Below are 15,864 nucleotides of genomic sequence, written 5' to 3'. Positions count from 1 at the left end.
CGTCAGACGGCGAAGATGCCGTTCAGCTTCTCGGTCCAGCCCGAGCGCCTGGCGTTGATGTATTCCCAGTCCGGCGTGAACAGGCCGCGCTTGTCCATCTCCTCGACGGGATAGGCGATGTATTTCAGCGTCTCCTTGGAGAACTCGATGCCGGAGACCGGCGGCGCCGTCAGCGCATATTCGGAGAAGGCCTTCTGCACGGCGGGCTCAAGCATGCGGTTCATGAAGGCGACGGCGACATCCTTGTTCGGCGCCCCCTTGACCAGAACCTGGCAATTATTGCCGGCGAAGCTGCCCTCTTTCGGGAAGCTCATGGTCACCGGGGCTCCCTTGGAGGTATAGGGATAGATATACTTGGAAAGCTCCAGCAGGCCGATATCGGCCTGGCCCTGCGCCACTTCGTTGGCCGCCTGCGGGCCGTTGTCGAAGAGGTTCATGATGTTCGGCTTCAGCTCCGCGACCTTGTCGAAGCTGTCGTCGATCAGATATTGCGCCTCCGAGAACGGCTTGCCGGACTTCACCGCCGCCGCCACGATCAGGAAGAACACCGAGGGCGTATTCTTCGGGCTGACCAGCTTCAGCTTGCCGGCATATTCCGGCTTCCAGAGGTCGGCATAGCTGTCGGGCGGGGTGATGCCGGTGTTGTAGAACATGCTGCCGACCGAGATGGCGAGCGCGGTGCCCCAACCATCGAACCCGAAGCGCGGATAGAGGTTGCCGAGCGCCGGCATGTCGGCGCTCGGCAGCGGCTCGATCAGGCCTTCGCTCTTGCAGATCGGTATCGCCACGTCGTCGATGAACATGACGGAGAATTTCGGGTTGGCCTTGGTCGCCCGCATCTTGCCGACATTGGCAAGCGTGAAGCCTTCTTCCGCGGTGACTTTGCAGCCGAAATCCTTCTCGAAGACCGGGATGATGTGCTTCTTGACGAACTCGCCCTGCGAGCCGCCCCAGATGCCGATCTGGATCTCCTTGCCCTGCGCCCAGCCGTTGCGGACGAAGCCCATCGGGGCGGCGAGGGCGGTCGCGCCCAGCGCGAACTTGCCGAAGGTACGGCGTGAGATGTCGGTCATGCGTGAATCCCCTGTTCTGGTTTGCGTGAGGCCGGCGGTCAGCTCGCGAGCCGCGCCAGGCTGAGCCCGAAGACTTTTTCGATGACGAGCACGAGAAGCAGCGCGAAGAAGATCATCAGCGATGCGATGGCCGCGATCGACGGATCGAACGAGCGTTCGATGACGGTGTAGAGGTAGAGAGGCACCGGAAAATGATTGCCGTCGGCGAGCCACATGGAGATCGGGTAGTCGTCGAAAGAGACGATGAAGCAGAAGATGCCGCCCGCGAGAATGCCGGGGCGCACCTGCGGCCAGATCACCCTGGCGGCCACGACATGGGGCGGCGCGCCGAGCACGGAGGCGGCGTCTTCCAGGTTGCGATTGACCAGCAGCAGGCTCGCCGATACCGAGCGGATCACATAGGGCAGGCAGACGACCGTGTGGCCGATGACGAGCTGCATCATCGTCGCGCGCGATCCGAGCATGGAGAACAGCTGCAGCAGCGCGACGCCGGTGACGATCAGCGGCACGATCAGCGGTGACAGGATGAGGCCGAGAACGGCCCCCTGGCCCGGAACCTTGAAGCGGGTGAGCCCCGCCGCGCAGGGAATGCCGAGCGCCAGCGCCACCGCGGTGACGATGGCGGCAAGTTCCAGCGAGAACAGGAAGCTGCCGCGCGCCTCGGGATTGGCGAGAACGGCGCCGTACCATTTCAGCGTGAAGCCCTGCGGCGGAAACACGATATAGGGCGTGTCGGAGATCGACATCAGCAGCGGCACGACCAGCGGCGCGACGACGATCAGCAGGATGATGCCGACGATGATCCTGAGAAGCGGGCTGACGGTCTCGTTCATCGCGCACCTGCCGTCCAGCGTGCGAAACGCCGGCTCACGATCTTGAGGAAGACGAGGTTGGAGGCGAGCACCATGGCGATCAGCAGGGTCGAGATCGCTGCGCCGAAGGGCCAGTCGTTGAGGGTCAGGATCTGCTGTTCGATAAGCGTGCCGAGCAGGGGCGAGAAATTGCCGCCGAGGATCTGCGGCGTGACATAGGCCGCGGCGCTCAGCGAAAAGACGAGCGAGACCCCGACGGCAAGGCCCGGCAGGCTCAAGGGCAGGATCACCCTCAGGAGCATCGAAAGGCGCGTCGCTCCGGCGACCCGCGCGGCTTCCTCCACGGAGCGGTCGATGCGGCCGATGGCGCCCGCAAGCGGCATGACCATGAAGGGCAGGTAGACGTGCACGCAGGCGACGAGCACCGCCCATTCCGTGTAGAGCAGAACCGGCGGATTGCCGATGCCGAGAAGCTTGAGCCCCCAGGCCAGGGCGCCGGTCTTGTTGAGGATCGTCTGCCAGCCATAGGAGCGCACCACCACATTGACCAGCAGCGGCGCGAGAATGGTGATGGTGACGAGGCGGGCGAGGGCAGGGCCTCCGCGAGCGATGGCGATGGCCAGCGGATAGGCGAACAAGGCGGCGAAGAGGCTCGTCAGCAGCGCGACCCGGATGGTGCGCATCAGGATCCTGAAATAGAGATCCGACGAAAACAGCCGGATGTAATTTTCCAGCGTGAAGCCCTCGACCATCGCGCCGTCTACGCTGCGTGCGGTCAGGCTGAGATGCACCATCGTCAGGACGGGCCAGAGGAACCAGACCGCCAGAAACAGAACCGTCGGCGTCACCAGCAGATAACCAGTGTAGCGAGTCCGGGTGAGCAGGCTCCAGACCTTTCCGACAAGGCGGGACGCCAGCGCTTCGTCCGGGAACCCGCGCTCGGCGCGCGTGTCGGGCGAAGCTCGTGCGGGCACGTCGATGCGTTCAACGTTGCTCATCGGCTGTTCCCGTGGCTGTGGACGACGACTTGAGGGTGCATTCTTGCCGGCTTGTCTGCAGACAGGTTCGGGCACGAACGCGTTGCCGTCCAGCGCAGATTAAGCAATAGTCCATTCGAATAATTAGGACGGTCTGATGGCGCGCCCGCTCGGGCTCCATCCGGAAGGCCGCCAAGGAGCAGATGTCGCCGCCTCCGCCATCGACCGGCAGATATTGCTGCTGGAGCAGGAACTCGCCGTCGAGCAGCCGCGTATTTCGGTCGACCGCGATGGCACCGGGCGCGGTGACCTGCCCTGATCGAGCAGTCCGGACGCGGTTCCGGCGCCGATCGCCGCAATCCACTCCCCGCACTACACCTGACATGTCATCGCAGCTACCGGATGCCGTGTAGAATGATCGCGACCGGCCCTCCAGCCGGAAGTCGATCCAACAGGGGGCGTTCATGACCGCGGCATTCACGACCGATGAGGCGGCCGCATCGCCGGGCGTCCCGAGCTTCGCGCAGGCGGCGCGGCTCTGGGCCAAGATCGGCCTGCTCAGCTTCGGCGGACCGGCCGGCCAGATCGCCCTCATGCATAAGGAACTGGTCGAGCAGCGCCACTGGATCGGCGAGCAGCGTTTTCTGCATGCGCTCAGCTATTGCATGCTGCTGCCCGGCCCGGAGGCGCAACAGCTTGCGACCTATATCGGCTGGCTGCTGCACCGTACCGCCGGGGGGCTCGTTGCCGGTCTACTGTTCGTGCTGCCCGGCGCCGTGGTCATGCTCGGCCTCAGCGCCCTTTATGCGCTTTATCGTCATGTGCCACTGGTCGATGCGGTGTTCTTCGGCGTCAAGGCGGCGGTGCTGGCCGTGGTGGTCGAGGCGGTGCTCCGCATCGGGCGGCGCGCGCTCAGGAACCGGGCGATGGTCGCCATCGCGGCGGCGGCCTTTGTCGGTATCTATCTGTTCCGTCTTCCCTTTCCGCTCATCATCGCCCTGGCCGGCGCCATCGGCTGGATCGGCAGCACCCGCGCACCGTCGCTGTTCGTGCCGGGCGGGCAGGGCGGAAAGACCGATGTGCCGGCTGTGAAGGGTGTCGTCGACCGCATGTTCGAACGCGGCGAGCTCGCCCATGCCGATCCGTCCTGGGGGCGGGCCTTGCGGGTGACGGCGGTCTGGCTGCCGATCTGGCTCGGTCCGGTCATATTGCTCTGGGCTTTCACCGGACCGTCCAGCGTATGGACGCAGATCGGCGGCTTCTTCAGCGCCATGGCGGTCGTGACCTTCGGCGGCGCCTATGCGGTTCTCGCCTATGTCGCCCAGGCGGCGGTGGACGGTTTCGGCTGGCTGGCGCCGGGCGAGATGGTCGATGGCCTCGGTCTCGCGGAGACGACGCCCGGCCCGTTGATCATGGTGGTGCAGTTCGTCGGCTTCCTCGCCGCCTTCCGGGCTCCCGGGCCGCTCGACCCGCTGCTCGCCGGCAGCCTCGGCGCGCTGCTGACGACGTGGGTGACGTTCGCGCCCTGCTTTTTCTGGATATTCCTCGGGGCGCCCTTCATCGAGGCGCTGCGCGGCAACCGCGCCCTGTCGGCATCGCTGTCGGCGATCACCGCGGCGGTGGTCGGCGTCATCCTGAACCTCGCCTTATGGTTTGCCCTGCATGTCGTGTTCCGGCAGGTGGTGACGGTCGAGCTTTTCGGGTTGCGGCCGGAACTGCCGGTTCCGGCCTCGGTGGACTGGCGCGCGGCCTTGCTGACGACCGCGGCCATGGTAGCCATGCTGCGGTTCAAGCTCGGCATGTTCGTCACGCTTCTCGGCTGCGGTCTCGCCGGTGTCCTGCTGAGCCTGCTAAGTTGAATTGATGGCCTCCCGCGAATGCTGCCGCGGCGGCCGCCAAATCGCCCAAAACCATGCCCAACCTCCCGTCCCGGTGGGGTGATGTGCAGCGTGATGGCAAGCCGTTCGGCCATTCCATGGCGGGGCGACGGCCATGCGCACCGAACGCAAGGCCGCCCGCATGCCCGACGACCTCGCTGCCGATGCCGCCGCCTTGACCGCCCTTCGCCGTTTTGGGCTGGGTCCCCGTCCCGGCGACCTCGCCCGCATTGGTTCCGACCCGCGCGGAGCTCTCGCCGAGGAGCTTGCGGGAGCGAACGGCCTTCTCATCGACGATCCCGAACTGCCGAGCAGCCAGCAGGCGCTGGCGCGCAATGCCGCCTATCAACGTGCGGTCACCCGTGCCCGAGGGCAGCGCCCGCCAGGTTCCGAGGCCGCCAAGCCGATGGCCGTGGCGCTGCGCGACAAGGCGCCGCCTGCCGGGACACTGCCCGGTATGGGTGCCGGCATGGATCCGGCGATGGACATGTCCGGGGGAATGTCCGGCGGCAGGTCCGGCAGCGGCATGGACGCTTCGCCAGCGATGACCGCGGCGGATGCCATCGGCCCCTCGCCGGACACGCCGATCTACGAGCAGGAGCTGGCGGCCCGGCTCGTGCGGCTGCGCGACATGCCGGTCGGTTTTCCCGAACGGCTGGTGATGTTCTGGACTAATCATTTCGCCATTGCGCTGAAGGATGCGCCGGTGCGCATCATCGCCGGCGCCTTCGAGCGCGAGGCGATCCGCCCCTACGTGTTCGGTCGCTTCGGCGACATGCTCAAGGCGGTCGAGCAGCACCCGGCCATGCTGCTCTATCTCGACAACAACCAGTCGATCGGCCCGAATTCCAATGCCGCCTTGAAGAACAGGCGCGGCCTCAACGAGAATCTGGCGCGCGAGACGCTGGAGCTGCATACGCTCGGCGTCAATGGCGGCTATACGCAGGCCGATGTCACCTCGCTGGCGCGCATCATCACCGGCTGGACGGTCGCCTCGTCGGATGAGGACGCCTTTAATGGCGGGCGCTTCACGTTCGCCCCGGTCCGCCATGAGTCCGGCGACCAGACGCTGCTCGGCCGGGTGTTTCCCGAAGGCGGGGTCGAGCAGGGCGAGGCGGCGCTGGTCGCGCTCGCCACGCATCCCGCCACCGCCCGCCATATCGCGCATAAATTCGCCGCCCATTTCGTCGCCGACGACCCGCCCCCCGCCCTGGTCGCGCGGCTTGCGGCGAATTTCCGCAGCAGCGGTGGCGATCTCAAGGAACTTGCCCGCGTGCTGATCGAGGCCCCGGAGGCCTGGGCGGCCGAGCCTGCCAAGCTGCGAAGCCCGCAAGAATACCTGTTCGCCGCCATGCGGCTGACCGGCAAGCCGGTTGAGGCCAAGACCGTGATCAGCCATCTCATCGCCATGGGACAGCCGATATGGAACCCCGGTAGTCCCGAGGGCTTTCCAGACCGGGCCGACGAATGGCTCTCGCCCACCGGCATCAAGATGCGCCTCGACGTCGCCGATCAGATCGCCCGAACGGCCGACACCGCACTGCCGCTCCAACTCGTCGAGGCCGCCTTTGGTTCGGCCGTCTCGCCGGAGACGGTGCAGGCGGTGCGCCGCGCCGAAAGCCGTTCGCAGGCTGTCGCGCTGCTGCTGATGGCGCCCGAATTCCAGAGGAGATGAGCCGATGAGCCTATGCGAAACCTCGCTCTCCCGCCGCGCGCTCCTCGGCACTTCCGGCGCGCTGTTCGCCTGGGCCTTCATGCCGCGCGTCGCCTTCGCCGCCGGCGGACGCGACGCGCGCTTCGTGTGCATCGTGCTGCGCGGGGCGCTGGACGGGCTTGCCGCGGTGGCACCGGTCGGCGATCCCACCTATGCCGGCCTGCATGGCGACTTGGCGCTCTCGCTGGACGGCGAGATACCGGCCCTGCCGCTCGACGGCTTCTTCGCGCTGCATCCCTCGATGCCGACCTTCGCCCGGCTCTACAAGGCCGGCCAGGCCAGCGTCGTGCACGCCGCCGCGACCGCCTATCGCGACCGCTCGCATTTCGACGGACAGGACGTGCTGGAGAGCGGCCAGCCGGGGCCGGGCAAGGCCGATTCAGGTTGGCTCAACCGCTTCCTCGCCGGGCTGCCGAGCGGGGAGCGTGTCGCCACGCCCGGCGTGCTCGGCATCGGTCCGGTGGCGCCGCTGGTGGTGCGCGGACCGGCGCCGGTGCTGGGCTGGAGCCCGGCCGTGCTGCCGCCCGCCGGCGAGGACCTCGCGACCCGCCTCGCGGCGCTTTATGCCGAGCGCGACCCCGCATTGCACCGGGTGCTGCTGGACGGGCTCAAGACCGAGGACATGGTCGCCATGAACGGTCCGGCGATCAAGCGGCAGGGCGGCCTCGCCGATCCCAAGGGCATGCGCCAGACCGCGCTCGGCGCTGCGCGGCTGATCGCGCAGGACGATGGCCCGCGCATTGCCGGCCTTGCCTTCGAGGGTTGGGACACCCACGCCAATGAGGGCGGGGTGAAGGGACAGCTGGCCAACCGGCTGCGCGGTCTCGACGAGGCCATCGGCGTCTTCGCCGACACGCTCGGTCCGAAATGGAACGACACGGCGCTGATGGTGATCACCGAATTCGGCCGCACCGCCCGCATCAACGGCACGCAGGGCACCGACCACGGCACCGGCACGGTGGTGTTCCTGGCCGGCGGCGCCATTCGCGGCGGCCGCGTGATCGCCGATTGGCCTGGCCTGTCCGATGCCGCACTTTATGAGGGACGGGACCTGCGTCCGACCACCGATGTGCGCGCCGTCGCCAAGGGCCTGCTCGCCGACCTGTTCGGCGCGCCGGCGAGCTATCTCGCCCGCGAGGTCTTTCCCGACACCACGGCGCTGGCGCCGATCAGGGACCTCGTCGCCTGACGGCATAGCCTCCGCCGCCAGCCCGGCAAAAACCATTCGAGATTTCAAAGCTCTCCGGCCTTCTATGTCTTGCCATATCCTTCGCCAGGTTCGACAAAGAGTGATCGCGCACCCACCACCAGCAATTCGCCGCCGGCTATCGAGAACATATTGCGAACTTAGAACAAAGCAAGTACGATCAAGAAATCACAGCAAATCACTTGCTTACGACCCGGAGCCCGGCAATGACTCAAGCCACGTTGCGACTCGTCGAAGGATCTTCAATGGACAAGGCCAAGGCGCTCGACGCAGCGCTCTCACAGATCGAGCGGCACTTCGGCAAGGGCTCGATCATGCGGCTCGGCAAGGGCGACAAGGTCATGGAGATCGAGACGGTCTCGACCGGCTCGCTTGGGCTCGACATCGCGCTCGGCATCGGCGGGTTGCCTCGCGGACGCGTCGTCGAGATTTTCGGGCCGGAATCCTCCGGCAAGACGACACTCGCACTTCACACCATTGCCGAGGCACAGAAGAAGGGCGGTGTCTGTGCGTTCATCGACGCCGAGCATGCACTCGATCCGATCTATGCCAGGAAGCTGGGCGTCGATCTCGACAATCTGCTGATTTCTCAGCCTGATGCCGGCGAGCAGGCTCTGGAGATCGCCGATACGCTGGTTCGCTCGGGCGCGGTGGATGTCCTGGTGGTGGATTCGGTCGCCGCGCTTACCCCGCGGGCCGAACTCGATGGCGAGATGGGCGACAACCAGCCGGGCATGCAGGCGCGGCTGATGAGCCAGGCCCTGCGCAAGCTGACGGGTTCGATCAGCCGTTCCAACACGATGGTAATCTTCATCAATCAGATCCGCATGAAGATCGGCGTGATGTACGGCAGCCCGGAGACCACGACGGGCGGCAATGCCCTCAAGTTCTACGCGTCGGTTCGTCTCGATATCCGCCGTATCGGTTCCATCAAGGAGCGCGAGGAGGTGGTCGGCAACCAGACCCGCGTCAAGGTGGTCAAGAACAAGCTCGCGCCGCCGTTCAAGCAGGTCGAGTTCGACATCATGTATGGCGAGGGCGTGTCGAAGATGGGCGAGCTCATCGACCTCGGCATCAAGGCGGGGGTGGTGGAGAAATCCGGCGCCTGGTTCTCTTATGACAGCCAGCGTCTCGGTCAGGGACGGGAGAATGCCAAAGGCTTCCTGCGGCAGAATCCTGACGTCGCCAATCGCATCGAGGCGACCATCCGCCAGAATGCCGGCCTTATCGCCGAGCAGATTCTGGCCGGCGAGGATGGCGAGACCGACGCCGAATAGGGGCGGCATGGACGATCGCAGCGTCGGCGGTAGCCGCCGACGCTCGGTATGTCGATGCTCACCACGGTGGATGGTCGGTTGGCGCCGCACGGCGTTTTCTGGACAAGCTATTGCAGCGTCGTTAGAACCTGTGCTCGCGCCGCTCCGGCGCGGGCCGGTGGCTATGCCGGTTATCTGTTTCTGCGGGCATTGTTCGATGAGCGGCGTCAACGAGATTCGGTCGACCTTCCTCGATTATTTTGCGAAGAACGGTCATCAGGTGGTGGAATCTTCGCCGCTCGTGCCGCGCAACGACCCGACCCTGATGTTCACCAATGCAGGGATGGTGCAGTTCAAGAACGTCTTCACCGGCATGGAGAAGCGTCCCTATATTCGGGCGGCAACCTCGCAGAAATGCGTGCGGGCCGGTGGCAAGCACAATGACCTCGACAATGTCGGCTATACCGCGCGGCATCATACCTTCTTCGAAATGCTGGGGAATTTTTCGTTTGGCGACTACTTCAAGGAAGACGCCATCGAGTTCGCCTGGAATCTGATCACCCGCGAGTTCGAGCTTCCGGTCGACCGGCTGACGGTCACGGTCTATCATGAGGACGACGAGGCGTTCGGGCTGTGGCGGAAGATCGCCGGCCTGCCGGATAGCAGGATCATCCGCATTCCGACCTCCGACAATTTCTGGCAGATGGGCGATACCGGTCCTTGCGGTCCGTGTTCGGAGATTTTCTACGATCACGGCCCCCATATTCCGGGCGGTCCGCCCGGCTCGGCCGATGCGGATGGAGACCGTTTCATCGAGATATGGAACCTCGTCTTCATGCAGTTCGAGCAGCTGCCCGGTGGCGAGCGGGTCAACCTGCCGAGGCCCTCGATCGATACCGGCATGGGCCTGGAGCGCATCTCGGCGGTGCTGCAGGGCACGCATGACAATTACGAAATCGATCTCATGCGGGCACTGACCGGTGCGGTTGAAGATCTCACCGATATAGCGGCGAACGGTCCGCAGAAGGCGAGCCATCGTGTCATTGCCGACCATCTGCGCGCCTCGACCTTTCTCGTTGCCGATGGCGTGCTGCCTTCCAATGAGGGGCGCGGCTATGTTCTGCGGCGGATCATGCGCCGTGCCATGCGCCATGCGCAGCTGCTCGGTGCCCGCGATCCGCTGATGTATCGGCTGGTGCCGGTTCTCGTGCGCGAGATGGGACGTGCCTATCCGGAGATCGTGCGCGCCGAGGCGCTGGTGACCGAGACGCTGCTCCTCGAGGAGACGCGGTTCCGCAGGACGCTGGAACGTGGCCTGTCCATCCTCGAGGCGGAGAGCGAGGGGCTTGGCGAAGGCGCCAAGTTTTCCGGTGAAACGGCGTTCAAGCTCTACGATACCTATGGTTTTCCGCTGGACCTGACCGAGGACGCGTTGCGCGCCCGCGGAATCAGTGTCGACACGGCGGCGTTCGGAACGGCGATGGAGCGCCAGCGAGCCGAGGCGCGGGCATCGTGGTCCGGATCGGGCGAGGCGGCAACCGATGCCGTGTGGTTCGGCATCCGCGAGAAGGCGGGGGCCAGCGAGTTTCTCGGCTATGGCACCGAGACCGCCGAGGGCTCGGTCGTCGCGTTGGTGGCGGACGGCGTTGAGGTTCCGGCGATCGGGCCGGGTGGTCGCGGTCTCGTGGTGCTCAACCAGACGCCGTTCTACGGCGAGTCGGGCGGTCAGCTCGGCGATGCCGGCACGATGACCGGCGAAGGCGGCCTCAAGGCACGGGTTCTCGACACGCAGAAAAAGCTCGGCGACGTCGTCGTGCACGAGGTGGAGATCGAGAGCGGCACCCTGTCGGTGGGAGCGGCGCTCGGTCTCGATGTCGATCATGGCCGGCGGCGGGCGATCCGGGCCAATCATTCGGCGACGCATTTGCTGCACGAGGCGCTGCGGCGGGTGCTCGGCGATCATGTCGCGCAGAAGGGTTCGATGGTCGGTCCCGACCGGTTGCGTTTCGATTTCAGCCATCCCAAGCCGGTAAGCGACGAAGAGATCGCCGCCGTTGCCGACCTCGCCAATGCGGTGATCCTGCGGAACGAGCCGGTCGAGACGCGGCTGATGGCCGTCGACGACGCCATTGCCTCCGGCGCCCGCGCCCTGTTCGGCGAGAAATATGGCGATGAGGTGCGCGTGGTCACCATGGGGACCGATCCCGGCAATGGCGCGCCTTATTCGATCGAGCTGTGCGGCGGCACCCATGTGACCCGCACGGGCGATATCGGCCTGGTGACCGTGCTTGGCGAAAGCGCGGTTGGTGCCGGCGTGCGCCGTATCGAGGCGATGACCGCCGATGCGGCGCGCCGTCACCTCGGCGAACGGGAACGCGCGCTTGAGGCGACCGCCGCCGTGCTGAAGGTGCCGGTTGGCGAGGTGCAGGCCCGCGTTGCCCAGTTGGTTGAGGATCGCCGGCGGCTGGAGCGCGAGATCGGCGAAGCGCGTCGGCGCCTGGCGATGGGCGGCGGCGAGGCGGGCGAGGAGCCGGCCCGCACGGTCGGTGCGATCAAGTTGCTGGCCCGGCAGGTTTCGGGCATCGATCTCAAGGATCTCAAGAGCCTTGCCGACGAGGGCAAGAAGCGCCTCGGCTCGGGCATCGTCGCCATCGTCGCGGTCACCGAGGAAGGTCGGGCTGGCCTTGTGGTCGGGGTGACGCCGGATCTCACCGATCGCTTCGACGCCGTGGCGCTGGTTCGGCGCGGCGCCGAGGCCCTTGGTGGCAAGGGCGGCGGCGGCCGGGTCGACATGGCCCAGGCCGGGGGACCGGACGGTGCGAAGGCTTCGGCGGCGCTCGAGGCAATCGAGGCCGCGCTCGCGGGGTGAGCCCGGCATGCGCATGGCCGAGCGGAATGCGGTCCTGCCTTTGCGGAGAGTGAGCAGCGCATGACGCCCCGGGGGCAGCAGGTTGGCTGGCTGTCGAGCACCTGGCGTCGCCGGGCGAGGCATCGCCTCTACGAGGTGCTGGAAGGTAGCGGCTCGGATGACAGGCTCGGAACGGCGGTCAATTCCGCGCTTGTTCTGCTCGTGCTCGTCAACGTGCTTGCCGCCGTGCTTGAGACGGTGCCGAGCTTGATGCTGCACGATCTCGTGCTGCTGCGCGCCTTCGAGGCGTTCTCGCTCGCCATCTTTGCCGTCGAGTACCTGCTGCGGCTGTGGATCGCGCCCGAGGATCCGCGCTATCGCGGCCTCTCGCATCGCAAGGCGCGCTGGCGTTATGCGCGGACGTTGCCGGCGCTGGTCGATCTCGCGGCCTGGCTGCCGTTCTTCATCTCGGCGCTGTTCGGGGTGAACCTGCGGACGCTCGCGATCCTGCGGCTGATGCGGTTTGTGAAACTCGCGCGATACTCTCCTGGAATGCAATCGCTTTTCGAGGTTTTGCGTGCCGAGCGGCAATCCCTGCTCGCTTGTCTCTGGTTGCTCGGCGGCGTGGTGCTCATTTCAGCCTCGGCCATGTATGTCGCCGAGGGATCGACCCAGCCGGACCATCTCGGATCGATCCCGTTGGCCATGTGGTGGGCGATGGCGACGGTGACGACAGTCGGCTATGGCGACGTCTATCCTGTCACGGTGGCCGGTCGGATCGTCGCAGGGCTCACCATGCTGTGTGGCATCATCATGATCGCGCTGCCCGTCGGCATAATTGCCACGGCCTTTGTCGACGTCATCAAGCGGCGTGATTTCGTCATCACATGGGGCATGGTCGCCCGCGTGCCGCTGTTTGCCGACCTCGACGCGGCGTCGATCGGCGAGATCCACAAGGTGCTTTCCGCGCATACCGCGCGTGCCGGCGAGATCATCGCCCGGCGCGGCGAGGAGGCGCGGTCGATGTATTTCATCGCCTCGGGCGAGGTGGAGCTGGAGTTCGGCGACGAGACGGCGGTGCTCGGTGGCGGCCAGTTTTTCGGCGAGATGGCGCTTCTGCACAGTGCCCGGCGTGCTGCGACCGCTCGTGCGCGTCGTCGTTCCATGCTGCTGGTCCTCGATACCGACGACTTCGCGGAGGTCATTCGCCGCCACCCGGATATCGGCCAGCGCATTCGCGCCATGGCACGGGTGGAGGACGGTCCGCACCCGGTCGCGCGCCGCAGCGACATCGCCTCCGGCGAAGTACCCGAGAAAGGGGCGGGGAGCTAGCCGCTCGTTACGCACTTCGGCTTGCCGGCCCCATGCCTGACACGATCCGCCTCGTTCCGTCAGCCTGTCGCCGAGGGCCATGGGCTGCGGAGCCTTCGGAATTCTGACCTTTGGAGCGCGATGGCTGGCGGGGCGTCGCTACGCGTATGGCGTGCCGTGCCGTCGAGGGGGCCGGCGCGTTCTGATCGGGATATCGTTCGATAGCCCATCTTCGGCAGAGCTTGGCGCCCATCGATCGCAGTGAACGCCATGTGGCGCACTCGGCGATACAGCCCGCGGCAAGCCGCGGCGATTGCTGAAATGCCGGCCATCGGGTCGAATCGACCGGGTCGTGCCGGATGCGCGTCGACGCCGGCGATCGTCTGGAAACATCATCCGTAGGACCGAGCTGGGCAGGGTCTGGCGCCTGGTCCTGCGGCCGATGTCGCGTCGGAAATCGCGGGGCGGGGACACCCCCACCCCGCGGAGTGCAAGCGTCGCGTCAGGCGAGCGCCTTCTGCAAGTTCGACGAGATCTTGTCGAGGAAGCCGGTGGTGGAGAGCCACTTCTGGTCCGGCCCGATCAGCAGGGCGAGGTCCTTGGTCATGTCGCCGGCTTCGACGGTGTCGATGCAGACCTTCTCCAGCGTCTTGGCGAAGGTGGCGAGTTCGGCATTGTCATCGAGCTTGGCGCGATGGGCGAGGCCGCGCGTCCAGGCGAAGATCGAGGCGATGGAGTTGGTCGAGGTCTCCTTGCCCTTCTGGTGCTCGCGATAGTGGCGGGTCACCGTGCCATGCGCGGCTTCCGCCTCGACGGTCTTGCCGTCCGGCGTCATCAGCACCGAGGTCATCAGGCCGAGCGAGCCGAAACCCTGCGCGACGATGTCGGATTGCACGTCGCCATCGTAGTTCTTGCAGGCCCAGACATAGCCGCCCGACCATTTCAGCGCCGAAGCCACCATGTCGTCGATCAGGCGGTGTTCGTACCAGATCTTCCGCTTTTCGAACTCGGCCTTGAATTCGGCGTCGTAGATCTCCTGGAAGATGTCCTTGAAGCGCCCGTCATAGGCCTTGAGGATGGTATTCTTGGTCGAGAGATATACCGGATAGTTGCGCATCAGGCCGTAATTCAGCGAGGCGCGGGCGAACTCGGCGATGGACTCGTCGATGTTGTACATCGCCATGGCGACGCCGGAGCCAGGGAACTTGTAGACCTCGTGCTCGATCACGGTGCCGTCGTCGCCGACGAACTTCACCGTCATGGTGCCGGGGCCGGGCACCTTGAAGTCGGTGGCGCGGTACTGGTCGCCGAAGGCGTGGCGGCCGACGATGATCGGCTGTGTCCAGCCCGGCACCAGGCGCGGCACGTTCTTGCAGATGATCGGCTCGCGGAAGATCACGCCGCCGAGGATGTTGCGGATCGTGCCGTTGGGCGAGCGCCACATCTTCTTGAGGTTGAACTCCTTCACCCGGCCCTCGTCCGGCGTGATGGTGGCGCATTTCACGCCGACGCCGGCGCGCTTGATCGCCTCGGCGGCGTCGATGGTCACCTGATCGCCGGTGGCGTCGCGATTCTCGACGCTCAGGTCGTAATATTCGAGCGGCACATCCAGATAGGGGTGGATGAGCTTGTCCTTGATGTACTGCCAGATAATACGGGTCATCTCATCGCCGTCGAGCTCGACGACCGGATTTGCGACCTTGATCTTCGCCATTGGGTTTTACCTCGCGCAGAAGCGTCTCTCGTAATGGGGCCTCGGCGCCGGTCCGCGCGGCAGGCGCCGGTGGGTGGGTGATACCGCGCCGTAACCTCAAACGAAAGCAGGTCGCGCGCCAACTTTCGGGCAAGAGGGCGGTTAAGGCCGCGCGCGCTTCGCATTTGTTGGCGCCTTCGCTATGAGGGGCGCCATAAGGGTCCATCACACGAGGGAAGCGGGCATGCCCGGCGCCGGAACCGACAGCACCAAGCCATGGCAGGAAGGCGGGCCGGTAGTGATTCTCGTCGAGCCGCAACTCGGCGAGAACATAGGTTCAGCGGCCCGTGCCATGGGCAATTTCGGCCTGTCGCGGCTGCGCATCGTCAACCCACGCGAGGGTTGGCCGAACCCGAAGGCGGTGACCTTCGCCTCCGGCGCCGATCGCATCCTGGACAGCGCCGTCGTCTATCCGGATGTGCGCGCGGCCGTCGCCGATCTCAAGTTCGTCGTCGCCACCACGGCGCGCGAGCGCGGCATGGCCAAGCCGGTCATGAGCGCCGATGCCGTCGCGGCCGAGACGGTCGGCCGCCTTGCTGCGGGGGAGGATGTCGGCCTGCTGTTCGGCCGCGAGCGCACCGGGCTCTATACCGAGGAGGTCTCGCTTGCCGACGCCATCCTCACCTTGCCGGTCAATCCCGCCTTCGCCTCGCTCAATCTCGGCATGGCGGTGGCCATTGTCGGTTATGAGTGGTTCAAGCTCGTCTCGGGCGGCACCCTGCCTTTCCAACCGCCGGAGCGCTCGCCGCTGGCCGACAAGGGCGATCTCTTCGCCTTTTTCGACCACATAGAGCGTGAGCTGGAAGCGGCGGCCTTCTTCCGCTCGCCGGAGAAGCAGCCCTCCACCACCCGCAATATCCGCAACATCTTCCATCGCGTCGGCCTGACGCGGCAGGACCTCGCCACGCTGCACGGCATGGTCACCGCGCTGGTGGAGGGAAGGGAAGGGCGCGCCGTCCGCCGCGCCAGGCGGCTGGGAGAGGGGAGCGAGGCGGAGGACTGACGCCGGGCGGGCCCTCGCGTCGCGCTTCCGAAG

Annotated in this window: 12 protein-coding genes; 8 read left to right on the top strand and 4 right to left on the bottom strand. The window is 66.1% G+C overall.

From position 1 onward, the window contains the following. Positions 1 to 2 precede the first annotated feature (2 nt). Genes AC1RU4_RS03870 through AC1RU4_RS03860 form a run of 3 tightly spaced genes read right to left on the bottom strand, consistent with a single transcriptional unit; the run spans position 3 to position 2,883 of the window. The gene (locus AC1RU4_RS03870) at positions 3 to 1,073 is read right to left on the bottom strand and encodes an extracellular solute-binding protein (protein WP_492889682.1); all 1,071 of its coding nucleotides are present in this window, start codon (positions 1,071 to 1,073) and stop codon (positions 3 to 5) included. Positions 1,074 to 1,111: 38 nt separating this feature from the next. Beyond that, complete coding sequence (locus AC1RU4_RS03865; protein ID WP_492889681.1) at positions 1,112 to 1,906, bottom strand: ABC transporter permease; 795 nt, start codon at positions 1,904 to 1,906, stop codon at positions 1,112 to 1,114. Continuing rightward, positions 1,903 to 2,883: an ABC transporter permease gene (locus AC1RU4_RS03860; RefSeq protein WP_492889680.1), complete on the bottom strand. Its 981-nt coding sequence runs from the start codon at positions 2,881 to 2,883 to the stop codon at positions 1,903 to 1,905. The genes AC1RU4_RS03865 and AC1RU4_RS03860 overlap by 4 nt, the downstream gene beginning before the upstream one ends. Positions 2,884 to 3,019: 136 nt before the next feature. Here AC1RU4_RS03860 and AC1RU4_RS03855 point away from each other — a divergent pair, with 136 nt between their 5' ends. The 7 genes from AC1RU4_RS03855 (at position 3,020) to AC1RU4_RS03825 (ending at position 13,096) form a co-directional block, all read left to right on the top strand. Continuing rightward, the gene (locus tag AC1RU4_RS03855) at positions 3,020 to 3,181 is read left to right on the top strand and encodes a hypothetical protein (protein WP_492889679.1); all 162 of its coding nucleotides are present in this window, start codon (positions 3,020 to 3,022) and stop codon (positions 3,179 to 3,181) included. A 145-nt stretch (positions 3,182 to 3,326) separates the two neighbouring features. Next, a complete protein-coding gene (gene chrA / locus AC1RU4_RS03850) occupies positions 3,327 to 4,721 on the top strand; it encodes a chromate efflux transporter (protein ID WP_492889678.1) in 1,395 nt (464 codons plus the stop codon). Positions 4,722 to 4,854: 133 nt separating this feature from the next. Continuing rightward, positions 4,855 to 6,414, top strand: coding sequence for a DUF1800 domain-containing protein (locus AC1RU4_RS03845; protein ID WP_492889677.1), 1,560 nt, complete (start codon positions 4,855 to 4,857; stop codon positions 6,412 to 6,414). 4 nt (positions 6,415 to 6,418) lie between these two features. Then, the gene (locus tag AC1RU4_RS03840) at positions 6,419 to 7,642 is read left to right on the top strand and encodes a DUF1501 domain-containing protein (RefSeq protein ID WP_492889676.1); all 1,224 of its coding nucleotides are present in this window, start codon (positions 6,419 to 6,421) and stop codon (positions 7,640 to 7,642) included. A 224-nt stretch (positions 7,643 to 7,866) separates the two neighbouring features. Further along, complete coding sequence (recA, locus tag AC1RU4_RS03835; protein ID WP_492889675.1) at positions 7,867 to 8,937, top strand: recombinase RecA; 1,071 nt, start codon at positions 7,867 to 7,869, stop codon at positions 8,935 to 8,937. A gap of 196 nt (positions 8,938 to 9,133) precedes the next feature. Then, positions 9,134 to 11,785, top strand: coding sequence for an alanine--tRNA ligase (alaS, locus tag AC1RU4_RS03830; RefSeq protein WP_492889674.1), 2,652 nt, complete (start codon positions 9,134 to 9,136; stop codon positions 11,783 to 11,785). Between the two features lie 60 nt (positions 11,786 to 11,845). Beyond that, on the top strand, positions 11,846 to 13,096 hold the full coding sequence (locus tag AC1RU4_RS03825) for a cyclic nucleotide-gated ion channel (RefSeq protein WP_492889673.1): 1,251 nt from the start codon (positions 11,846 to 11,848) through the stop codon (positions 13,094 to 13,096). Positions 13,097 to 13,577: 481 nt separating this feature from the next. Here the strand turns inward: AC1RU4_RS03825 and AC1RU4_RS03820 are convergent, their stop codons facing one another. Beyond that, entirely contained in the window at positions 13,578 to 14,789 is a 1,212-nt protein-coding gene (locus AC1RU4_RS03820) for an NADP-dependent isocitrate dehydrogenase (RefSeq protein ID WP_492889672.1), read from the bottom strand. Positions 14,790 to 15,012: 223 nt separating this feature from the next. Between AC1RU4_RS03820 and AC1RU4_RS03815 the strand changes: the two genes are divergently transcribed. Beyond that, on the top strand, positions 15,013 to 15,831 hold the full coding sequence (locus AC1RU4_RS03815) for an RNA methyltransferase (protein WP_492889671.1): 819 nt from the start codon (positions 15,013 to 15,015) through the stop codon (positions 15,829 to 15,831). Positions 15,832 to 15,864: the final 33 nt, after the last annotated feature.

It is taken from the genome of Ancylobacter sp. GW821-FHT10E12 (assembly GCF_058809335.1).
Note: the sequence above shows the minus strand (reverse complement) of the source record. Positions and strands in the feature narration are given on the sequence as shown.